The sequence below is a fragment of the Streptomyces sp. SID13726 genome, assembly GCF_010548375.1.
Classification (GTDB): domain Bacteria; phylum Actinomycetota; class Actinomycetes; order Streptomycetales; family Streptomycetaceae; genus Streptomyces.
In genome coordinates this window covers 69,233-91,560 of the sequence record NZ_JAAGLY010000007.1, presented here as the reverse complement: position 1 = coordinate 91,560, position 22,328 = coordinate 69,233, and the positions used below count along the sequence as shown (strand labels likewise).

The window sequence follows — 22,328 nt, the reverse complement described above, 5'->3', positions numbered from 1 at the left end:
GGTGATACACCCATGCCCAGCCTGTCCCGACGCACCCTGCTGCTGTCCGCCGCGGCGGTCTCCGTCCCCGGCGCGCTGACCGCCTGCTCCACCGGCTCCGGCGACAGCGACGTCTCCAACGCGGGGAAGAAACTGGCCCCTTGGCCCGCCTACCGGGCCGCGAGCGGACCGAAGCCCGACCTCGCCGCCACCCAGGCGGGCGTCCAGGCCGGATACACCGCCTACCCGGCCGACCTGGTGAAGTCCGTCTCCCGCACACCCGGCGACGGTACGACCGTCAAGGTCATGTCGGTGTCCTTCGGCACCCCGCCCAAGCCGGCCTCGGCGAACCGGTTCTGGGCGGCCGTCGAGAAGGCGCTCGGGGTGAGGATCGAGTACACGATCATCTCGCAGGCCGACTACCAGAAGAAGATGGCCACCGTCATGGCGGGCGACCCCGACACCCTGCCCGACATCATCAACATGTTCTCCGGCTTCACCCTGCCCCGCGAGGCCGAGTTCGTGCAGCGCCGGGCCGAGGACCTCACGCCGTACCTCTCCGGCACGGCCGTCACCGACTACCCCAACCTCGCGGGCATCCCCACCCACGCCTGGCAGGACATGGGCCGCATCGGCGGCCGTATCTTCGGCATCCCGCTGGAGCGCCCGCTGCCCGGCTCCACGCTCTGGCTCAACCAGGGCATGTTCACCGACGCGGGCATGAAGGAGGGCTGGACCTCCGCCGACTTCGCCGCCGCGGCCCGGCAGGCCACCGGCGGCCGCACCTACGCGCTCGGCGCCGCCAACGGCTCCCTGTTCTGCAACGCCGTGCACGCCGCCGCCCACAACGCGCCCAACGAGTGGGCCGTCACCGACGACGGCACCTTCCGGCACTGCGCCGCCGACGAACGCTACAAGGCGGCCATCGCCTACCAGGCCCAGCTCCGCAAGAACGGCTCCTACTACCCGGACTCCACGTCCGTCTCCCAGATCGACCTGACCACCCTCTTCTACAACGGCACCGTCGGCTCCATGCAGGACGGCTTCGGCGCCTACCTCCCCAAGTACCTGGAGTCACCGGACGGGCTGACCCCGGCCGCCGCCCTCCCGTACAGCGTCGACGGCACCCCCGGCGGAGTCGCCGCCGCCCGCCGCTCCTTCGGCTACACCGTGCTCAAGAAGGCGAAGAAGGAACGCGTCCAACTGCTGCTGCGCGTCCTCGACTACCTCGCCGCCCCCTTCGGCAGCCAGGAGTGGGAACTCGTCCACTACGGCGTCGAGGGCACCCACTTCACCCGCGGCAAGGACGGCTCGCCCGAACCCACCAGGCTGGGCGAGGTCGAGAACAACACCAACCTGCCGCTGAAGTACCTCGCCGAAGGCCCCCAGGTGCTGTTCGTGCCGGGTATGCCCGACGCCGTACGGGCCCTGCACGCCTGGCAGCGGAAGGTCGTGCCGCACGCCGTCCGCAACGCCTCCAACGGCCTCCAGTCCCGCACCAAGAACGCCCAGGGAACCACGCTCAAGGCGATGCTCGACGACGCCGTCACCGGGATCGTCGCCGGGCGGCTGCCGCTGTCGGACTGGGACGCGGTGGTCAAGAAGTGGCGGGCGCAGGGCGGCGACAGAATGGCCGGGGAGTTCGCGAAGGACTACGCGGCCAACACATGAGGCGCCGCCGGTGGAACAGGAGACGCGGGGGATGGGGAACGGGATGACGGGCAAGGGACGGGTCACGATCCGCGAGGTCGCTGAGCGGGCCGGGGTGTCGATGGCGACGGCCTCACGGGCGCTCAGCGGCAACCATCCGGTGCCGGCCGCCACCCGGGCCCGGGTCCTGCGGGCCGCCCGCGACCTCGACTACGTCGCCAACGCGCACGCCCGCGCGCTCGTCGGCGGCGGCCGCAAGATGGCCGCCGTCGTGGTCCGCCAGGTCACCAGCCCCTTCTACGCCCAGGTCGCCGAGGGGGTCGAGGCCGAGGCCGCCGACCGCGGCTGGCTGTGCGTGGTCGGGGCGACCGGCGGCGACCCGCAGCGCGAGATGGAGTTCGTGCAGCTGATGCGGGAGGAGGGGGCGCGGCTGGTGATCCTCGGCGGGGGTGTCGTCGAGGACGACGCGTACCGCTCCCGCGTGGCCCACTACGCGCAGGCCCTCGACGCCACCGGGGCGCGGCTCGTGCTGTGCGGGCGCCCCGCCCCGGACCCCGAGATCCCGGCGCTGGTCGTCGAGTTCGACAACGAGGCGGGGGCCCGGGCGATCACCGGGCACCTGCTGTCGGCGGGGCACCGGCGGATCGTCTTCCTCGGGGGGCTGCCCGGGAACACGGCGCTGGACGCCCGGGTGGCCGGGTACCGGGGCGCGCTCGCCGAGCACGGCCTGCCGGCCGCCGCCGCGCGGGTCGTCGACTGCGGTCTCGGCCGCGCGGCGGGCCTGCGGGCCATGACCGAACTCCTCAAGGAGACCCGGGAGTTCACGGCCGTCGTCGCCGGCGACGACATGGTCGCGGCGGGCGCCCTGCGCGCCGTCGCCGACGCCGGGCTCAGCGTGCCCGGCGACCTCTCGGTCGTCGGCTACAACGACATCCCGCTCGCCGAGGACTTCAACCCCCCGCTCACGACCGTCCGCACCCCCGCCGAGGAACTCGGCCGCGCCGCCGTCCGCATCGCCCTGCGCGACCCCGAGCACGCCGCCGCAACCCACCATCTGCTGGGCACGCACATCGTCGTACGCCGAAGCGTCGCCCCGCCACCGACTGACGGAGGACTCACCCCCGTATGACCGCGCCGCACGTGTCGCTCCCCGACGACCCGACGCACCTCCCCGTACTCCCGCCCGCCGACCCCGCCCTGTCCCCCCTCACCGGCTGGACCCGCGCCCACTGGGAGTCCCTCGCCGACCGGCTCCTCGACGGGCTGCTGCCCTACGCCACCCCGGACTTCGCCCAGTACCGGCTGCCCGGGACGCCCAGCCACTCCGGGGCGTGGTCCGACGGGCTGGAGGGGTTCGCGCGGTCCTTTCTGCTGGCCGCCTTCCGGATCGCGGGGTCGGGGGGCCGGGTCGGCCCGGCGCTGATCGAGCGGTACGCCGCCGGGCTCGCTGCCGGGACCGATCCGCACCACCCCGAGCACTGGCCGCCCATCACCGACCGCGCCCAGCCGATGGTGGAGGCGGCCTCCGTCGCCATCGCGCTGCACGAGTCCCGGCCGTGGCTGTGGGATCGACTGGATGAGAGGACGCGTGGCCGAGTGGTCGAGTGGCTCGGCCACTTCGTCGGGGCGACCGCCAACGACTCCAACTGGCGGCTGTTCCAGGTGATCACGGAGGAGTTCCTCGCCTCCGTCGGCGCCCCGCACAGCCGCGCGGAGATCGACGCCGGACTCGCCCGGCTCGACGACTGGTACCGGGGCGGCGGCTGGTACACCGACGGCGACGGGAGGAAGTTCGACTACTACAACGCCTGGGCGCTGCACCTCTACCCGGCGCTGTGGGCCCGGATCGCCGGACCACGCGCCGACCCGGACACCGTGACGAGGCACCGCGCCCGGCTGAGGGAGTTCCTGGGCGTCCACCAGCTCTTCTTCGGCTCCGACGGCGCCCCCGTCCACCAGGGCCGCTCCCTCACCTACCGGTTCGCGGCAGCCGCCCCGCTCTGGGCCGGCGCCCTCGCCGACGCCACCCCGCTGCCGCCCGGCCGCACCCGACGCCTCGCCTCCGGCACTCTCAAGCACTTCGCCGAGCACGGCGCCCCCGACGAGCGCGGACTGCTCACCCCCGGCTGGTACCGGCCGTTCCCGGGAGTGCTCCAGAGCTACTCCGGACCGGCCTCCCCCTACTGGGCGAGCAAGGCCTTCCTCGGCCTGCTGCTCCCGGCGGACCACCCGGTGTGGACGGCCCCCGAGGAACCCGGACCCGTCGACACCGGCGACACCGTCCTCGCCCTCCCCGCGCCCGGCTGGCTCATCCACTCGACCACGTCCGACGGCATCGTCCGTCTCGTCAACCACGGCACCGACCGCCTCCCGCCGCCGCCCGCCACCGACGCCGACAGCCCGCACTACGCCAAGCTCGCCTACTCCAGCGCGACCGCCCCCGAGACCCCCCTCGGCCCCGAGACTCCCCTCGGCCCCGACAACCACCTCGCCCTCCTCGCCCCCGACGGCACCCCGTCCCCGCGCGGCCGCGTCCACCCGCTGCGCTGCGAGGGCCGTACGGCGGCGTCCTGGTACGAGGCGCACGGCCACCGCGTCGAGACCGTGAGCGTGGTCCACGGGCCCTGGGAGATCCGCGTGCACCGCATCGACCCGGCCGCCGGCTCCCCGGTGCGGGAAGGAGGCTGGGCCCTCGCCGACGACACCGCGCCGCCGGTCGTCGAGTCCGGTCCCGGCTGGGCGCTGGCCCGCCGCGCCGACGGGCTGACCAGTGCCGTCGTAGGGCTGCACGGGTGGGGCGAGGGCGCCGGGGCGGTCGTGGCGGCGGAGGACACCAACGCGTACGGGCGGTACTCCGCGACCCCCGTCCTCGAAGGCACCGGGCCGCTGCTGGTCACCCTCGTGACGCTCGGCACCGGGGAGTTCGGCGGAGCAAGTGCGCGGGTCGACGGCGAGGGGGGTGTGGAGGTGCGGTTCCCGGACGGGGTGCGGGAGCGGGTGTAGGCCGGGTCACTTGTCGGCGGCGCCGAAGACGTGCAGCTCATAGGTGCCGGCGGGGGAGTAGGAGCCCTTGCGGAGGTAGGTGCCCGTGCCGCCCGAGCGCAGCAGCGGGCTGGTGACGGGGACCTTCACCTTCTCCTCGGCGAACGCCTTGTCCACCCGCGGTTTCATGCCGGTCAGCCAGGTGGCCGCGGCCTTCGGGGCGGAGCCCGGGTAGTCGAGGCCCGCGCAGGCCCGCAGGAACTCCTCGTAGCGGGGGGCGTTCGCGGTCGCCTGGCAGCTGAACGACCTGAGGTCGCCGGAGAGGGTCGTGATCAGTCCCACGCTCAGTTCGCTGCCCTTCGTCGGGTGTCCCTCGCCTCCCACGACCCAGGCCGGGTCGCTGGAGGTGAGCTTCTTCCGCTTCCCGAGCGTGAGGTGCCAGTCGGCCGCGAGCCGGTCGAGGAAGCCCTGCCCGGTGTAGCCCCGCGCGATCACCGTGGTCTTCGTGCCCAGGGGGATCTTCTGCGGGGGCGCGGCGGACGTCGGCCAGTCGTCGAGGCTCGTCGGGCGGGGCGGTGGACTGGTGGCAGTGGCGGCCCTCGGAGAGGCGTCCGCGGTGCGGGTCGTGCCCGGTGACGCGGACGAACCGGCGCCCGCGTCGGCGTGCCCGGCCGAGCAGCCGGTCAGGGCGAGCGCGGCGACGGCCAGTACGGCGGCGGCGTACCGGGGGCGGTGGGTCGGGAGGTGCATGGTGAGGCTCCGCGGGAGGGGGAGAGGGGCACCGCGTCGTAGGCCACGTCCAGATCACCGGTCGCGCCGGCGAACGACGTGTTGTCCGCCTGCATGTAGGCACCCTCCCAGAGCCTGAGGGTGCCCAGCGAGAGCCAGGTGTCGTCGCCGCCGCTCCACGTCTGCTGGGTGATCGGGCACGAGTGGAGCTCGGCGACCCCTTCCTGGCTGTTGCCGACGTGCACGTTGTACCGGACCTCGCCCTGCGCTCCGTGGTTCGGCAGATGGCCCGTGCAGTCGCCCCCTTGGCAGCCGACCGCCGACGCGGACTGCTGGGGCACCGCGCACACACAGGCGCCCGTCAGGGCGAGGAGGAGGGGGAGGGATCTGAGGAACCGCGTGGATCTGAGCATGGCCACCCTTTGCACCGAGGAATCAGGGCATTCCCACACAGCGGTGGCGGACCCCCAGACCTCCGGAAGCCATGCGTGATCCGCCCCCGCACATGATCACGTGACCCGGAAAGACTCGCTCCCGGCACCCCGCACGGACAACCAAGGTTGCCCCAAGCGACCATCAAGGTCGACTTCGCTCGTGGAAAGCCCGGGTCATCAGTCCTTTGCCAACAGCAGTGCCTGGTCCAGTGCCTGGAGGAAACGGTTCACCGTCGCCCGGTCCCGCACCGCGAGCCGCAGCCACTGATCATCGAGCCCCGGGAACGTGTCCCCGCGCCGCACCGCGAAACCGAGGTCGCGCAGATGCCGTCGTACGGCGACCGCGTTCGGCAGCCGTACGAGGACGAAGGGGCCCTCGGCCGGCTCGGCCACCCGGAGCCCGTCCGGGGCGAACTCCCGCAGCCCGGCGACGAGATGGGCCCGGTCGGTGGCGATCCGGTGGGCCGCGTGGGCGGCCTCCGCCAGGGCCCGCGGCTCCATGCAGGCACGGGCCGCGGCGAGCGCCGGCGTGGACACCGGCCACAGCGGCTGGGCCCGCTCCAGCCCGGCGATCGTCTCCGGCGCCGCGAGGACATAGCCGATCCGGAGCCCGGCCAGCCCCCAGGTCTTGGTCAGGCTGCGCAGAACTACCAGTCCCGGCACGTCCGTTCGCCCCGCCAGGGCCTCCCGCTCACCGGGCACCGCGTCCAGGAACGCCTCGTCCACCACCAACGTCCGCCCGGGCCGGGCCAGTTCGGTGATCGTGGCGGCAGGGTGCAGCACCGAGGTGGGATTGGTCGGATTGCCGATCACCACCAGGTCTGCGCCCTCGGGAACGTCCGCGGGATCGAGCCGGAAGCCGTCCTCCGCCCGCAGCAGCACCCGGTCCACCGCGTGCCCCGCGTCCCGCAGCGCCGCCTCCGGCTCGGTGAACTGCGGGTGCACCACCACCGCGTGACGGACCGTCAGGGCGCGGGCGAGCAGCACGAAGGCCTCGGCCGCCCCCGCGGTCAGCAGCACCCGCTCCACGGGCAGCTCGTGCCGGGCCGCCACCGCCGCCCGCGCCGAACGCCCGTCGGGATAGGCGGCGAGCCCGGTCAGCGAGGCGGCGATCCGCTCCCGCAGCCACGGCGGAGGCGTGTCCGCGCGGACGTTCACCGCGAGGTCGACCAGCGCCGAACCGTCGTCGCGGACCTCGGCGTCCCCGTGGTGCCGCAGATCGTGGGCCCCGTCAGTGCGCATGGGCGTGTCCGCCGTGGTGGTGGCCGTGGTGGTGACGGCCGTCGTCGTCCGGATGGAAGTGCGGCTGTTGCGGCAGCCCCACCTTGTCCTCGAACCCGGGCAGCGCGACGCGGTACACGCACGAGTCGCAGTTCATCCGCAGATCGCCCCGGACCGCCTCGTCGTACCGCTCCCTCACCAGGTCGAACAGCTCCGGCGCCGCACCGACGACCTCCGCCGCGCGCACCTCGGCCTCCGGGTGCGCGGCCGCCCAGCCCTCCGCCTGGTGCCGCACCCGCTCCGGCAGGATCCCGGTGAACAGGAAGTAGGGGAGCACCACGATCCGCCGCGCCCCCAGCGCCACGCACCGGTCCAGGCCGCTCGGCACGTCCGGCGCCGCCAGCGACACGAACGCCGTCTCCACGCCCGCGTACCCGCGCCCCTCCCACAGCAGCCGGGCCGCCTTGTACACCTCGGCGTTGGCGTCGGGATCGGTCGAACCCCGCCCCACCAGCAGCACGGTCACCGCCGCCCGGTCCATCGGGGTACGGCCCCCCACGGCACCCAGCGCCTCGTCGAGCCGCCGCTCCAGCACGTTCAGCAGCGCCGGGTGCGGGCCCAGCGGACGCCCGTAGGTGTACGAGATCCCCGGGTGCCGCTCCTTCTCCCGGGCCAGCGCCGCCGGGATGTCCCCCTTGGCGTGCCCGGCCGACACCAGCATCAGCGGTACGGCGGCGAACCGGCGCACCCCGCGCCCCACCAGCTCGGTCACCGCGTCGCCCAGCGGTGGCGAGGACAGCTCGATGAAGCCGCCCGCGACGGGCAGACCGGGATGGCGGGCCCCCAGCTCCCGGACGAAGCCGCGGAACGCCTCGGCTCCGGCCTCGTCCCGGGTGCCGTGACCGGCGATGAGCAGGGCGGGCGGCGGGGTGGTCACGGTTTCTCCTCGGGATCGGCAACGGGGTGGAACGGCCGGGCGCCGGGCCCGGCGGGGACGGTCGGACGGACCACACGGGGCACCCAGTTCACCGCACGTCCTCCTGCCAGCGATAGCCGCGTGGCGTCACCATGCGCCCCGCGATGTTCCGGGTCGCCGTGTTGCCCACGGTCACCACCGTCATCATGTCGACCGTCGCCGGGTCGAGAGCGGCCAGTGTCGTCAGCCGACCGGACTCGTCCGGCCGCGACGCGTTCCGTACGACCCCGACCGGCGTCGTCGGCTCCCGGTGCCCGGCGAGGATCGACAGCGCCTCGGGCAGCTGCCGGTCCCGGCCCCGGGAACGGGGGTTGTAGAAGGTGACCACGAGGTCCGCCTCGGCCGCCGCCCGCACCCGCCGCTCGATGACCTCCCACGGGGTGTGCAGGTCGGAGAGGCTGATGGACACGTGGTCGTGGCCCAGCGGGGCACCCAGGATCGCGGCCGCCGCGAGCGCCGCGGTCACCCCCGGGACACCGACCACGTCGATGTCGTCGGAGGCCTCGGCGAGCGCGGGGGAGGCCATCGCGTACACCCCGGCGTCCCCGCTGCCGATGAGCGCGACCGCGTGCCCCTTGCGGGCCTCCTCGACAGCCGTGCGCGCCCGCTCCTCCTCGGCCCCGAGCCCCGACTCCAGGACCCGGGTGCCGGGCCGCAGCAGATCGCGGATCTGGTCGACGTACTGGTCGAGCCCGACCAGCACCGAGGCCCGCAGCAGCTCCGCCTTCGCGCGGGGCGTCAACAGGTCCCGGGCGCCCGGGCCGAGTCCGACGACCGCGAGCCGGCCGCGCGCGGGACGCCGTACGACAGCACAGGTCGCCATGGCGGGCCGGGCCGCCGACTTCCGCTTGGGCACGAGGAGTTCACCGCCCCCGGCCAGCGCGGCGGGGTCGGCGACCGAGGGGGTGCCCACCGCGGCGAGGGGCGCGGCGGACGGGTTGGGCACCTCGACGGCGGCCAACTCCCCGGCGGGGTAGGTGATCAGGGCAACGCCCAGCCGCTCGGCGGCCGCCACGATGCCCGGCTCCTCTGACTTGGCGTCCACGGTGGCGAGTTCGGCGACACTGCGCACCGACAGCCCGGCCTCGCGCAACGCGCCCTCGATCAGCTCCAGCACCTCTTCGGCCGACGCACCCCTGGAGGTGCCCACCCCGACCACGAGGGTGGGCGGACGCAGGACCACCTCCCGCTCGGAGGGCTCGACGAGCCGGTCCGTGACCCGGATGCCGTACGCGCCCTCGCCGGTGACCGGCAGCGGAGGCAGCGGCCAGCCCGACTCGTCGCGCAGGGCCACGGGTTCACCGTCCAGGAGCGCCCGCGACACGGCGGCCACCGCGCCCTCCACCGGCAGCCCGAGGGTGTCGAGCCCCGGCACCCCCACCGCGTCGGTCGCCGTCGTCACCACCGGCTCGGCACCCAGCAACTCCCCGACCTCGCGGGCGAGTTCATTGGCCCCGCCGCCGTGCCCGCCGACCAGCGACACGGCGAACCGCCCGCCCTCGTCGACACAGACCACCCCCGGGTCGGACGCCTTGTCGCCGAGCAGCGGAGCGAGCAGCCGTACGACCGCGCCCGTAGCCAGGAAGCACACGAGCTGCTCGCACTCCGCGAACGCCCGCCGCACGGCGTCCGCCACGGGACCGTCGTACACCCGCGTGCGCTCCGGCCACGCCGAGGCCAGCCGGTCGCGCGCCGCCGCCCCCGCCGCGGTGGCGGAAATGAGGCCGATCACTGGGCAACTCCTTCATGGGAGACGGGGGTTCGGGCGTGGAGGCGCGGAGGTCCGACGACGAGCCGGATCATGTGCCCGCCCCTTGCGTGCCCTGAGCGCCCCGCGCGCGCAGTGCCCGCCGGGCCTCCGGGTCCGCCTTGCGGTACCCGTGGAAGTGACCTGGGTGGTACAGGTGCGAGCGGGTGCCCTCGGCGGACAGCGCCGGGCCGACCAGGAACAGCGTGTGCTTCCACAGCTTGTGCTCCTTGACGGTCTCCTCCAGCGTGCCGATCGTGCACCGCACCATCAGCTCCTCCGGCCAGGTCGCCTGGTAGGCGACGACGACCGGGGTGGAGGTCGGATAGCCGCCCTCCAGCAGCTCCCGCACCAGCTGTCCGCTGCGCGCCGCCGACAGGAAGACCGCCATGGTGGTGCCGTGCCTGGCGAACTCCCGGACCTCCTCGCCGGGCGGCATCGGCGTCTTGCCGCCACCGAGCCGGGTCAGCACCACGGACTGCGCGACCTCGGGAACGGTCAGCTCACGCTGCGCCAGCGCGGCCACGGCCGAGAAGGCGGAGACCCCGGGCACCACCTCGGTCTCCACGCCGATCCGCGCACACCGGTCCAGCTGCTCCTGGGTGCCGCCCCACAGGGCAGGGTCGCCGGAGTGGATACGGGCGACCCGCAGACCCCGCTCGTGGGCCCGCTCGTACACGGCTACGACGTCCTCCAGCGACATGGTCGCCGAGTCGAGGATCTCCGCGCCCGCACGCGCGTGCTGGAGGACCTCCGCCTGCACCAGGCTCGCGGCCCAGATCACGACGTCGGCCTCGGCGATGGCCCGCGCGGCCCGGAACGTCAGCAGATCGGCGGCGCCGGGACCGGCACCGACGAAGGTCACCTTGCCGGTGGGGGCATCGGCCATGGGGATCGGTCCTCCTACGGGTACGGACGGCGTCGGTGCGGCTGGATGGGGGCAGGTGTGCCGAGCAGCCGGATGTGCGTGAAGGCCCCTTGATCGGATACCAAGGGCCTATGGCGGTCTTCGTAGCGCTCGGCGCGTTCCTGATGACGCTGGCCGGCGGCTGGACGGCACAGCGGGTCACCGACCGCCGTCACCTGGTCCTGGGCCTGGCCGGCGGCCTGATGCTCGGTGTGGTCGGCCTCGACCTGCTGCCGGAGGCGCTGCACGCGGCTGGCGACGAGGTCTTCGGCGTCCCCGCGGCCCTGCTCCTGTTCGTGGCCGGCTTCCTGCTGGCCCATCTGGTGGAACGCCTGCTGGCCGCCCGCCAGGCCGCGCACGGCGGCGAGGAGCACGACGGCCGGGTCCCCGAGGTGGGCCTGACCGCGGCCGGCGCGATGGTCGGCCACAGCGCGATGGACGGCGTGGCGATCGGCGCGGCCTTCCAGGTGGGCGGCGGCATGGGCACCGCGGTCGCGCTGGCCGTGGTCGCCCACGACTTCGCGGACGGCTTCAACACCTACACGATCACCAGCCTGTACGGGAACGCCCGCCGCAAAGCGCTGACCATGCTGTTCGCGGACGCGGTGGCCCCGGTCCTGGGCGCCGCCTCCACGACCTTCGTGACCATCCCGGAGCCCCTGCTCGGCGGCTATCTCGGCCTCTTCGGCGGCGCGCTCCTCTACCTCGCGGCGGCCGAGATCCTCCCCGAGGCCCACCACGAACACCCCGCCCGCTCGACCCTGCTGTGCACGGTCGCCGGGGTGGGCTTCATCTGGCTGGTGGTGGGCCTGGCGGGCTGACCCGGCCGTGGCTCTGAAGGGCCTCACAGCTTCCCGCCCCGGGTGCCGTCGCGCCGGGCGGGCGCGATGAGGGTCGAGAGATACGGCAGCGGGGTCCCGTCGAGCTCGGCGGCCGACCGGATGGACTCGCCGTCGAGACCGAGCGCCGATCCCCATACGGCGTCCTCGATCCGCCCGGTCTCCCTGAGCGCCTCGGCCACCTCGGCGGCCTGCCGACCGAACTTGTAGGCGACGACGGTGCCGGGCCCGCTGAGGGCGTCCTTGAGGACGGCGGCCCCGGCGGTGACGGGGACGAGGGTGAGCGGCTCGGTGCCCTCCGTCAGGACGGCCCCCGACCGCGCCGCGAGGTCCTGCATGGCGGTGATGCCGGGCACGGTCTCCACGACGGTGCCGGGCAGCAACTCGCCGATGGTCTGGGCGAGGTAGGTGAAGGTGGAGTACACGTTGGGGTCGCCGATGGTGGCGAACGCGACGGAGCCGTGGGCGCGCAGCAGCTGGGCGACCCGCTCACCGGCGGCGTCCCAGGCGGCCTCGCGCCGCGCGTGGTCGCTCCGTTCGTTGAGCGCGAAGACGACCCGGACGACCTTGTCCCCGGACACGTAGTGCAGAACGGTCGCCTCGGCCCGCCCCCGCTCCAGGGTGTCCATCACCGGTACGACGACGACCTCGGCGGCGCGCAGGGCGTTGACGCCCTTGACGGTCACCAGTTCCGGATCGCCGGGCCCGACCCCGACCCCGGTCAGCCTGCTGCTCATGACGTCCGGCACCTCTCCACGAACCTACGGGCGACACCGGGCGCGGCGGCCCAGTGCGTATGCAGATAGCTGGCGTGCACCCCGCCCTGCACGAACCCTTCGAGCCGCCGCCGGGGCACCCGGACCCCCCACGCGGCCGTGTCCCCGGCCCCCGGCTCGACGACGGTCCGATGGAACTCGTGCCCCCGCATCCTCGTCCCGGCGACGGCGAGCACACTGTCACTGACGGCGACGGCGTCCCGGTACCCGAGCGTCAGCCGCTCACCCATCCGACCGGACGCGTCCAGCACCCCGCACATGGGCTGCCCGTCGAGGTCCCGGCACAGATAGAGCAGCCCGGCACACTCGGCGGCGACGGGAGCGCCGGTCTCCGCGAGAGCCGCGACCGCCTTGCGCAGCGGTTCGTTGGCGGACAGCTCGGCGGCGTAGACCTCGGGGAAACCGCCCCCGATGACCAACCCGGCCGTCCCGTGGGGCAGTTGCTCGTCCCGCAGCGGATCGAAGGCGACGACCTCGGCGCCGGCCGCGGTGAGCAGTTCGGTGTGCTCGGCGTAGGAGAAGGTGAAGGCGGGCCCACCGGCGACGGCGACGACCGGCGAGGGCGAGGAAGTCACCGCCTCACCCGCGTCCCAGGCCCCGCAGTCCAACTCCCCGGCCCCCCGCGCCAGCCGCATCAGTGCCTCGAGATCACACCCGTCCCGCACCTGCTCCGCCATCGCCGCGACCGCGTCCACCGCGGCGGCCCGCCGCTCGGCGACCGGCACCAACCCCAGATGCCGCGACGGCGTGTCCACCTGAGCCACCCGCCGCAACACCCCGAGCACCGGCACCCCGACCGACTCCAGCGCCTCCCGCAGCATGTCCTCGTGCCGGTCGGAGGCGACCTTGTTGAGGATCACCCCGCCGACCCGGACCTCCGGATCCCAGGACGCGAACCCGTGCACCAGCGCCGCCACGGACCGCGACTGCGACGAGGCGTCGACGACCAGCACCACCGGCGCCCGCAACAGCTTGGCGACATGGGCGGTGGACGCCAGTTCGCCCTCCCCGGCGGCCCCGTCGAACATCCCCATCACCCCCTCGACGACGGCGATGTCACACCCCCGCGCACCGTGCAGGAACAGCGGAGCCACCAACTCCGGCCCACACATGTACGCGTCGAGATTCCGCCCCACCCGCCCGCTCGCGAGCGAGTGGTACCCGGGATCGATGTAGTCGGGCCCCACCTTGTGCGGGGACACGGCGAGCCCCCGCGAGGCGAACGCGGCCATCAACCCCGTGGCGACGGTGGTCTTCCCGCTGCCGGAGGCCGGCGCGGCGACGACCAGCCGAGGGACGGAAGTACTCACCACTCGATGCCCCTCTGCCCCTTCTGCCCGGCGTCCATGGGGTGCTTGACCTTGGACATGTCGGTGACGAGATCGGCGAAGTCGACGAGCTTCTCCGGCGCGTTACGGCCCGTGATCACCACATGCTGGTTCCCGGGCCGGTGCCGCAGCACATCGAGCACCTCGTCGGTGTCCACCCACCCCCAGTGCAGCGGATAGGCGAACTCGTCGAGCACGTACAGCCGGTAGGTCTCCGCGGCGAGGTCCCGCTTGACCTGCTCCCAGCCCTCCCGGGCCTTCTCCTCGTTGTCGAGCTGCTGGTCCCGCTGGACCCAGGACCACCCCTCGCCCATCTTGTGCCAGGCGACGGAGCCGCCCTCCCCGGACGCCCCCAGCACCCGCAGCGCGTTCTCCTCGCCGACCTTCCACTTCGCCGACTTGACGAACTGGAACACCCCGACGGGCCACCCCTGGTTCCAGGCCCGCAGCGCGAGCCCGAAGGCGGCGGTCGACTTGCCCTTCCCGATCCCCGTGTGCACCATCACCAGCGCCCGGTTACGACGCTGACGGGTCGTCAGCCCGTCGTCCGGCACCACACTCGGCTGTCCCTGCGGCATTACGCGGCCCTCCTCTGTACGTCCTTCACCAATCCGGCGATCGAGTCGGCCCGCAACTCGTCCAACGTCACCGCCGTACCGCCCAGTTCACCCGCGAGCTGCCCGGCGAGCCCCAGCCGCACGGGCCCGGACTCGCAGTCGACGACGACGGAGGCGACCCCGTCGGCGGCGAACAGCCGAGCCGCCCGCCCGGCCAGCGCGACCGGCTCGGGTCCGCCGGTGGCCCGGCCGTCCGTCACCAGGACGACCAGCGCCCGCCGCGCGGGATCCCGCAACCGCTCCACCCGCAGCACCTCGTGCGCCCGCAGCAGCCCGGCCGCCAGCGGAGTCCGGCCCCCGGTCGGCAGGGTCTCCAGCCGGGCGGCCGCCGCGTCCACCGACGAGGTCGGAGGCAGCGCCACCTCCCCGGCCGAGCCCCGGAACGTCACGAGCCCCACCTTGTCCCGCCGCTGATACGCGTCGAGAAGCAGCGACAGCACCGCACCCTTCACGGCACTCATCCGCCGCCGCGCCGCCATCGACCCCGAGGCGTCCACGACGAACAGCACGAGGTTCCCCTCGCGCCCCTCCCGCGTCGCCTGCCGCAGATCGTCCCGCCGCACGACGAGCCCGCGCCCCGACCGCCCCCGGGCCCGCTGATGCGGCGCCGCGGCCTGCACGGTGGCCGCCAGATGCAGCTTGGTGAGCGCCCCGCGGGGCCGCCGGGCACCGGTCGTGCGACCGTGCTCGGTCCGCGCCCGGGACCGCCGCCCGGCGGCCCCGTCCCCGAGCCCCGGCACACTGAGCACCTTGGTACGGAAGGGCTCGGAAGCCCGTACGGCGGACTGCTCGCCCGCGCCGGCGCCGGAGCCCTGCGGCTCACCACTGTCCCCGTACTCCTGCTCGGGCCGCGCACCGGACCCCCCGTCGGCCTCGGGCCCGTCGGACGCCGGCGGTTGCCCGCCACCCCCGCCCGGCCCGTCCGGATCGGGCTCGTCGTCGTTCCCGGAGCCGCCCTCCGAGTCCTCCGCGTCCCCGGGGTCCTCGGAGCCGAACTCCTCCAGCGTCTCGTCGAGCTTGTCCTCGTCGAGTCCCGGCGCGTCGAAGGGATTACGGCGCCTGCGGTGCGGCAGCGCGAGCAGCGCGGCCTGGCGCACGTCCTCCGCGAGCACATCGGTCCGCCCGGCCCAGGCCGCCAGCGCGGTCGCGGTCCTGGCCATGACGATGTCGGCCCGCATCCCGTCCACCTCGAAGGCCGCGCAGGTCGCCGCGATCTGCCGCAGCGCCCCGTCGCCCAGCCGCACCGACGGCAGCAACTCCCGCGCCGCGACGATCCGTTGCCGTACCGCCGACTCCTCGTCCGCCCAACGCGCCGCGAAACCCGCCGGATCGTCGTCGTACGCGAGCCTGCGCCGCACGACCTCCACCCGCTGGTCGGGCTCCCGGGAGGCCGCGACCTCGACGGTCAGCCCGAACCGGTCGAGCAACTGCGGCCGCAGCTCGCCCTCTTCGGGGTTCATGGTGCCGACGAGCAGGAACTTCGAGGCGTGCCGCACCGAGACGCCCTCGCGCTCCACGTACGACGCCCCCATCGCGGCCGCGTCGAGCAGCAGGTCGACCAGGTGGTCGTGGAGGAGGTTGACCTCGTCGACGTAGAGGATGCCGCGGTGCGCGTCCGCGAGGAGCCCGGGCTCGAAGGCCTTCACGCCCTCGGAGAGCGCCCGTTCGATGTCCAGGGCGCCCACCAGCCGGTCCTCGGAGGCGCCCACCGGCAGCTCGACCATCCGCGACGGACGGGACTCGAAGGCCCCGGGCGGGTTGTGCGGACCGTCCGGGCAGGCCGGGTCGGGCGCGGCCGGATCGCAGGAGAACCGGCAGCCGGCGACGACGTCCACGGTCGGCAGCAGCGCCGAGAGCGCGCGCACCGCCGTCGACTTGGCCGTGCCCTTCTCACCGCGCACCAGCACACCGCCGACCGCCGGCGACACGGCGTTCAGCAGCAGCGCGAGCCGCAGGTCGTCCTGGCCGACGACGGCCGTGAACGGAAACGGGGTACTCACTTCTCGTCACCTTCCAAGTCGCCCTCGAGCTCCAGGTACGTGGCCCGCAGCCGCTCCAGCGTCTCCGCGTCCGGCTCGGCCCACAGCCCACGGTCGGCGGCTTCCAGGAGCCGTTCCGTGATGCCCCGCAGCGCCCAGGGGTTGGACTTCTTCATGAAGTCCCGGTTCTCCGCGTCGAAGACGTACTCCGCGCTGAGCTTCTCGTACATCCAGTCGTCGACCACCCCGGCCGTGGCGTCGTAGCCGAAGAGGTAGTCGACGGTGGCCGCCATCTCGAAGGCGCCCTTGTAGCCGTGCCGCCGCATGGCCGCCATCCAGCGCGGGTTGACCACCCGGGCCCGGAAGACCCGGTGGGTCTCCTCGCCCAGCGTCCGCGTCCGCACCTGGTCGGGCGTGGCCGAATCACCCACGTACGCCTCGGGGTTGGTGCCCGTCAGGTGCCGCACCATGGCGACCATGCCGCCGTGGTACTGGAAGTAGTCGTCGGCGTCGACCAGGTCGTGCTCGCGGGTGTCGACGTTCTTCGCCGCGACATTGATCCGCCGGAACGCCGTCTCCATGTCCCCGCGCGCCGCCCGCCCGTCCAGCCCGCGCCCGTAGGCGTAGCCGCCCCACACCGCGTACACCTCGGCGAGGTCGGCGTCCGAACGCCAGTTGCGGGCGTCGATCAGGGGCAGCAGACCGGCCCCGTACGCGCCCGGCTTGGAGCCGAAGATCCGGGCCGTCGCGCGCCGCCGGTCGCCGTGCTCGGCGGTGTCCTCGTCGGCGTGCGCCTTGACGAAGTTGCGGTCGGTGGGCTCGTCCAGCCCGGCCACCTCGCGCACGGCGTCGTCGATGAGCCCGACCACGTGCGGGAACGCGTCCCGGAAGAAGCCGGAGATCCGGACCGTGACGTCGACACGCGGCCGCCCCAGTTCCGCCAGGCCGATCACCTCGAACCCGGTCACCCGCCGCGAGGCCTCGTCCCACATCGGACGGCACCCCAGCAGCGCCAGGATCTCGGCGATGTCGTCGCCCTGGGTGCGCATCGCGGACGTGCCCCAGACCGTCAGGCCGACGGACTTCGGGTACTCGCCGGTGTCCTGGAGATACCGCTGCACCAGCGAGTCGGCGAGCGCCTGCCCGACCTCCCAACTCAGCCGGGACGGAATGGCCTTGGGGTCGACGGAGTAGAAGTTCCGGCCGGTCGGCAGGACGTTGACGAGCCCCCGGGTCGGGGAGCCGGACGGACCGGCGGGGACGTAACCGCCGTCCAGCGCCTTGAGGATGTGGTCGATCTCGTCGCCGGTCCGCTCCAGACGGGGCACGACCTCGGTACAGGCGAACTCCAACACGGCTGCACCGTCCGGGAGTTCGAAACCGAGCACCTCCCTCAGAACGGCCGGCACCACCGAGACGTCCCAGTCCCGCGCCTCCATGCCCTCCGCGACCCGCCGGCACAGCTGCTCCAGCAGGTCGACCGCGTCGGCGGCCGACCGGGAGGGCCCCTCGACCAGCGCGGTCAGCTCCGCGGGCACCTTCACCGGCGCCCCCGGCTCGGCCAGCAACTCCTTCTCGTCCAGCCCGAAACGGGCGGCGAAGGAGGCCCGCAGCCCGGGCAGCGCGTTCGCCCGGCCGCCCCACACCTGAGAGGCCCGCAGCACGGCGAGCACGAGGTTGACCCGGGCCTCGTCGACCGGCCCGCCGCCGAGGACGTGCAGCCCGTCCCGGATCTGGACGTCCTTGATCTCGCACAGATAGCCGTCGATGTGCATCACGAACTCGTCGAACGCCGCGTCGTCCGGCTGCTCGTCGACATGCAGGTCGTGGTGCAGCTCGGCCGCCTTCACCAGCGTCCAGATCTGCGCCCGCACCGCCGGGGCCTTCACCGGGTCCAGATCGGAGACGAGCGCGTACTCGTCCAGCAGCTGCTCCAGCTTGGCCAGATCGCCGTAGGTGTCGGCCCGCGCCATCGGCGGCACCAGATGGTCCACCACGGTGGCGTGTCCGCGCCGCTTGGCCTGGGTGCCCTCGCCGGGGTCGTTGACGATGAACGGATAGATCAGCGGAAGCTCACCGAGCACCGCGTCCGGCGCGCAACTCCCGCTGAGACCGAGCCCCTTGCCCGGCAGCCACTCCATCGTGCCGTGCTTGCCCATGTGGACGATCGCGTCGGCGCCGAAGGAGTGGTCCAGCCAGCGGTACGCGGCCATGTAGTGGTGCGACGGCGGCATGTCCGGGTCGTGGTAGATCGCGATCGGGTTCTCCCCGAAGCCGCGCGGCGGCTGGATCATCACGACGACGTTCCCGAACCGGAGCGAGGCCAGCACGATGTCGTCCCCGTCGACGTACAGCGACCCCGGCGGCTCACCCCACGCGTCCACCATCGCCTGCCGGAGCGCGGGGTCCAGCTCGTCGAACCACGCCCGGTAGTCGGCGAGCGGCACCCGCGCGGGCGCCGACGCCAGCTGGTCCTCGGTCAGCCACTCCACGTCATGGCCACCGGCCGCGATGAGCCGGTGGATCAACTCGTCGCCGTCGGAGGGGTATTCGGTGAGCGAGTAGCCCGCCCGGGAGAGCGCGTCCAGCACCCGGACCGCCGAAGCGGGCGTGTCCAGACCCACCGCGTTGCCGACCCGCGAGTGCTTGGTCGGATACGCCGTGAAGACCAGCGCGAGCTTCTTCTCCGCGTTCGGCTGGTGCCTCAACCGCGCGTGCCGTACGGCGATCCCGGCGACCCGCGCGGCCCGCTCCGGGTCGGCCACGTACACCGGCACGTCGTCCGGGCCCTGTTCCTTGAACGAGAACGGCACGGTGATCAGCCGCCCGTCGAACTCCGGGATCGCGACCTGCATCGCCGCGTCCATGGGGGAGAGGGCGGCATCGGACGCGCTCCAGGCCGCCCTGGACGTCGTCAGGCAAAGCCCTTGCAGGACGGGCACGTCGAGGTCGGCCAGCGCCCCCACGTCCCAGGCCTCCTCGTCACCGCCGGCCGAGGCCTGCGAGGCGTGCGCGCCACCGGCGGCCAGCACGGTGGCGACCAGGCAGTCCGCCCCGGCCAGCAGCTCGAAGAGCCCGGCGTCGGCCCCGCGCAGCGAACCGCAGTACACGGGAAGGGCGTTGGCGCCCCGCGCCTCGATCGCCTCGCACAGGGTGTCCACGAAGGCGGTGTTGCCGCTGAGTTCATGGGCCCGGTAGAAGAGCACACCGACGGTCGGGCGGCCCGCTTCGGACGCGTACGAGCCATGGACGCCGTACTCCGGCATCTTCCGCGGCTCCACGAACCCCTCGCCCGTCAGCAGCACGGTGTCGGACAGGAACCGCGCCAGCTCCGTGAGGTTCGCGGGCCCGCCCTCGACGAGGTACTTCAGCGCCTCCGCCACGACACCGGCGGGCACCGACGACTCGGCCATCAACTCGGCGTCCGGCACGGCCTCGCCGCCGAGCAGCACGGTCGGGATGCCGGAGGCCTTCAGCGCGGCGAGCCCGTCCTCCCAGGCCCGCTTGCCGCCGAGCAGCCGTACGACGGCGATGTCGGCGCCCTCGACCAGCGCCGGCAGCTCCGCGGAGACGTCGACGCGGGTCGGGTTTCCGATCCGGTACGAGGCCTCGGACGCGGCCCGGGCCGCCAGCAGATCGGTGTCGGCGGTCGACAACAACAACACTGTGCTCATGCGGGCGCTCCCGGTGGGATGAAGGGCAGTCCTCGCGGCGCGCCCGACTCGATGAGCCGCCACAGCGCGTCCGTGTCCGCGTGCTGTTCGATCAAGTCGCCGAGCCGGTCGAGCTGTTCCTCGCGCAGCGCGGCGAACGAGGTGTCGGGGGCCGGCACGAACCGGCGTCCCGCGGCGGCCGCCACCTCGCGCAGGAAGGCCCGCCGGAACCCGTCCGACTCCAGCGAACCGTGCCAGTGCGTGCCCCAGGTCTGGCCCACCCGGCACCCGTCCAGGAAGGCCTCGCCCCCGCCGACGGAGGCGACCCCGTGATGGATCTCGTACCCCTCGACATGCTCCCCGAGGGCCTTGCCGACGGGCCGCGTCAGGGTCTTCTCCCGCGCGAACCGCACCCGCACGGGCAGCACCCCGAGGCCGTCGACCGCCCCGGCGCGCGACTCGACGTCGTCCTCGATGCGCTCGCCGAGGATCTGGAACCCGCCGCAGATCCCGAGGACGGGCCGCCCCTCGGCGACCCGGCGCTTCAGGGCGGCCGCGAGCCCCCGCTCACGCAGCCACTCAAGTGCCCTGACGGTGCCGCGAGTTCCGGGAACGACGACGAGGTCGGCGTCGGCCAGCTCCTCGGCCCGGTCCACGAACCGCACCACGACACCGGGTTCGGCGGCGAGGGCGTCGACATCGGTGAAGTTGGACATGAGCGGGATCGCGCAGACGGCCACGCGCAGCACGTCCTCCCCGACGGGCGGCGCCGTGTTCGACTCCCGGACCGTGCCCCGCAGGGAGACCCGCAGCCCGTCCTCCTCGTCGATCCCGAGTCCGTGCCGGAAGGGCAGAACGCCGTAGGTGTGCCGCCCGGTGAGCCCGTGGAGCATGTCGAGGCCGGGCTCCAGCAGGGACACGTCCCCGCGGAACTTGTTGACGAGGAACCCGGCGACCAGCGCCTGGTCCTCGGGGCTGAGCAGCGCGACGGTCCCGAAGAAGGAGGCGAACACGCCCCCGCGGTCGATGTCACCGACGACCAGCACGGGCAGCCCGGCGTTCCTGGCTATGCCCATGTTGACGATGTCGGTCCGCCGCAGGTTGATCTCGGCGGGACTGCCGGCCCCCTCACAGATCACCGCGTCATACGTGCCCCGCAGTTCGGCCAGACAGTCGAGCACGGTCCCGAGCAGTTTCTGCTGCCGCCCTCCGTGGTACCCGCGGGCGCTCAGCTCCCCGATGGGCTTGCCGAGCAGCACGACCTGACTGCTCTGCTCGCCACCGGGCTTGAGCAGCACGGGATTCATCAGCGCGGTCGGCTCGACCCGGCAGGCCTGCGCCTGCATGGCCTGGGCCCGCCCGATCTCCGCGCCCTCGCGCGTCACGAACGAGTTGAGCGACATGTTCTGCGCCTTGAACGGCGCGACCGCGACCCCCTGCCGCACCAGCCACCGGCAGATCCCGGCGGTGACGACACTCTTGCCCGCGTCGGAGGTGGTACCCGCGACGAGAAGCCCCCCGCTCATGCCGTACGTCCCTTCCCGGCCAGCCGCGCGGCGACCGCGCCGGCACCGAGCGCCAGCAGCCCGACGCGCCGCGAGAGCCGTGCGGCGCGCTCGATGTCGTACGAGGCGACGGCGCGCCCCTGTCCGTTCAGCACCGGCCGGTGCTCGACCCGCCCCGCGTACGAGAGCGTCCCGCCCAGCCGCACCCCGAGCGCCCCCGCGAACGAGGCCTCCACCGGACCGGCGTTGGGGCTCGGATGCTTCCGCGCGTCCTCGCGCCAGGCCCGCACGGCACCCCGCGGACTCTCCCCGGCCACGGCCGCGAGTACGGCGGTCAGCCGCGCCCCCGGCCACCCGGCGAGGTCGTCGAGCCGGGCGGAGGCCCACCCGAACCGCCGGTAGCGGGGCGACTTGTGTCCCACCATGGCGTCCAGCGTGTTCACGGCCCGGAACCCGAGCAGCCCCGGCACCCCGCCGACGGCCCCCCACACGAGGGCCCCCACGACGGCGTCGGAGGTGTTCTCGGCGACCGACTCCACGACGGCCCGGGCGATCCCGTCCGCGTCGAGGGCCTGCGGATCGCGCCCGCACAGATGCGGCAGCCGTTCCCTGGCGGCCTCGACGTCCCCGGCCTCCAGCGCCCGCCCGATGGTCCGGGCCTCCCGGACGAGCGAAGTGCCGCCCACGACGGCCCAGGTGGCGGCGGCGGTCAGCGCCACGGAAGCGGTACGGGACGGACGTACGACTCGCTGCGCCAGGGCCCCGAGCGCCACCGCGCTCCCGGCACACACGGCGGTGTGCAGGACGCCGGAACCCCGGTGGTCCCGCCACAGCACCCGCTCCACGGCTCCGGCGGCCCGTCCGAACGCGGCGACCGGATGCCCCCGGCGAGGATCGCCGAGCAGCAGGTCACCGAGGAGGCCGGCGGCGGCGCCGTACGCGAAGACGCGATCGGCACGCACCGGTTCAGCCGATCGCGGGGTCGGGCAGGAGCCTGGTGCTGCGG

Annotated in this window: 17 protein-coding genes; 4 read left to right on the top strand and 13 right to left on the bottom strand. The window is 73.8% G+C overall.

Annotated features, from left to right (window positions below; translation table 11 throughout):
- Positions 1–12: 12 nt before the first annotated feature.
- The 3 genes from G3I78_RS20125 to G3I78_RS20115 are packed head-to-tail and all read left to right on the top strand — an operon-like array spanning position 13 to position 4,632.
- Positions 13–1,650 (top strand): extracellular solute-binding protein, encoded by a 1,638-nt coding sequence (locus G3I78_RS20125; protein WP_164426487.1) that lies wholly within the window; start codon positions 13–15, stop codon positions 1,648–1,650.
- 43 nt (positions 1,651–1,693) lie between these two features.
- Positions 1,694–2,758 carry a LacI family DNA-binding transcriptional regulator gene (locus G3I78_RS20120; protein WP_164426485.1) on the top strand — a complete coding sequence of 355 codons (1,065 nt, stop codon included), beginning with the start codon at positions 1,694–1,696 and terminating at the stop codon, positions 2,756–2,758.
- Entirely contained in the window at positions 2,755–4,632 is a 1,878-nt protein-coding gene (locus G3I78_RS20115; protein WP_164426483.1) for a DUF2264 domain-containing protein, read from the top strand. Before G3I78_RS20120 ends, G3I78_RS20115 begins: the two co-directional genes overlap by 4 nt.
- Before the next feature lie 6 nt (positions 4,633–4,638).
- Here the strand turns inward: G3I78_RS20115 and G3I78_RS20110 are convergent, their stop codons facing one another.
- From G3I78_RS20110 to cobM, 6 genes are all read right to left on the bottom strand, one after another.
- The gene (locus G3I78_RS20110) at positions 4,639–5,361 is read right to left on the bottom strand and encodes a hypothetical protein (RefSeq protein ID WP_164426481.1); all 723 of its coding nucleotides are present in this window, start codon (positions 5,359–5,361) and stop codon (positions 4,639–4,641) included.
- Positions 5,295–5,753, bottom strand: a complete 459-nt coding sequence (locus G3I78_RS20105; protein ID WP_164426479.1) for a hypothetical protein — start codon at positions 5,751–5,753, stop codon at positions 5,295–5,297. Before G3I78_RS20105 ends, G3I78_RS20110 begins: the two co-directional genes overlap by 67 nt.
- 198 nt (positions 5,754–5,951) lie before the next feature.
- Positions 5,952–7,016, bottom strand: a complete 1,065-nt coding sequence (cobC, locus tag G3I78_RS20100) for an Rv2231c family pyridoxal phosphate-dependent protein CobC (protein WP_164426477.1) — start codon at positions 7,014–7,016, stop codon at positions 5,952–5,954.
- Positions 7,006–7,932 (bottom strand): sirohydrochlorin chelatase, encoded by a 927-nt coding sequence (locus G3I78_RS20095; protein WP_164426475.1) that lies wholly within the window; start codon positions 7,930–7,932, stop codon positions 7,006–7,008. Before G3I78_RS20095 ends, cobC begins: the two co-directional genes overlap by 11 nt.
- An 88-nt stretch (positions 7,933–8,020) precedes the next feature.
- Positions 8,021–9,703, bottom strand: a complete 1,683-nt coding sequence (cobJ, locus tag G3I78_RS20090; protein ID WP_164426473.1) for a precorrin-3B C(17)-methyltransferase — start codon at positions 9,701–9,703, stop codon at positions 8,021–8,023.
- Between the two features lie 67 nt (positions 9,704–9,770).
- A complete protein-coding gene (gene cobM, locus G3I78_RS20085; protein WP_164426471.1) occupies positions 9,771–10,607 on the bottom strand; it encodes a precorrin-4 C(11)-methyltransferase in 837 nt (278 codons plus the stop codon).
- Positions 10,608–10,717: 110 nt separating this feature from the next.
- On the opposite strand from cobM, the gene G3I78_RS20080 reads away from it, so the two are divergent.
- The gene (locus G3I78_RS20080) at positions 10,718–11,446 is read left to right on the top strand and encodes a ZIP family metal transporter (RefSeq protein WP_164426469.1); all 729 of its coding nucleotides are present in this window, start codon (positions 10,718–10,720) and stop codon (positions 11,444–11,446) included.
- A gap of 23 nt (positions 11,447–11,469) precedes the next feature.
- Here the strand turns inward: G3I78_RS20080 and cobI are convergent, their stop codons facing one another.
- From cobI to G3I78_RS20045, 7 genes are read right to left on the bottom strand one after another with little or no spacing between them, the layout of a single operon-like run.
- A complete protein-coding gene (gene cobI, locus G3I78_RS20075; protein ID WP_164426467.1) occupies positions 11,470–12,201 on the bottom strand; it encodes a precorrin-2 C(20)-methyltransferase in 732 nt (243 codons plus the stop codon).
- Positions 12,198–13,550: a cobyrinate a,c-diamide synthase gene (locus tag G3I78_RS20070; RefSeq protein ID WP_164426464.1), complete on the bottom strand. Its 1,353-nt coding sequence runs from the start codon at positions 13,548–13,550 to the stop codon at positions 12,198–12,200. The genes cobI and G3I78_RS20070 overlap by 4 nt, the downstream gene beginning before the upstream one ends.
- Entirely contained in the window at positions 13,547–14,146 is a 600-nt protein-coding gene (gene cobO / locus G3I78_RS20065; protein ID WP_164426462.1) for a cob(I)yrinic acid a,c-diamide adenosyltransferase, read from the bottom strand. Before cobO ends, G3I78_RS20070 begins: the two co-directional genes overlap by 4 nt.
- The gene (locus tag G3I78_RS20060; RefSeq protein WP_164426460.1) at positions 14,146–16,185 is read right to left on the bottom strand and encodes a putative cobaltochelatase; all 2,040 of its coding nucleotides are present in this window, start codon (positions 16,183–16,185) and stop codon (positions 14,146–14,148) included. The genes cobO and G3I78_RS20060 overlap by 1 nt, the downstream gene beginning before the upstream one ends.
- Positions 16,182–19,838 carry a cobaltochelatase subunit CobN gene (gene cobN / locus G3I78_RS20055; protein ID WP_164426458.1) on the bottom strand — a complete coding sequence of 1,219 codons (3,657 nt, stop codon included), beginning with the start codon at positions 19,836–19,838 and terminating at the stop codon, positions 16,182–16,184. The genes G3I78_RS20060 and cobN overlap by 4 nt, the downstream gene beginning before the upstream one ends.
- Positions 19,835–21,343 (bottom strand): cobyric acid synthase, encoded by a 1,509-nt coding sequence (locus tag G3I78_RS20050; protein WP_164426456.1) that lies wholly within the window; start codon positions 21,341–21,343, stop codon positions 19,835–19,837. Before G3I78_RS20050 ends, cobN begins: the two co-directional genes overlap by 4 nt.
- The gene (locus G3I78_RS20045; protein ID WP_164426454.1) at positions 21,340–22,284 is read right to left on the bottom strand and encodes a cobalamin biosynthesis protein; all 945 of its coding nucleotides are present in this window, start codon (positions 22,282–22,284) and stop codon (positions 21,340–21,342) included. The genes G3I78_RS20050 and G3I78_RS20045 overlap by 4 nt, the downstream gene beginning before the upstream one ends.
- Positions 22,285–22,328 lie beyond the last annotated feature (44 nt).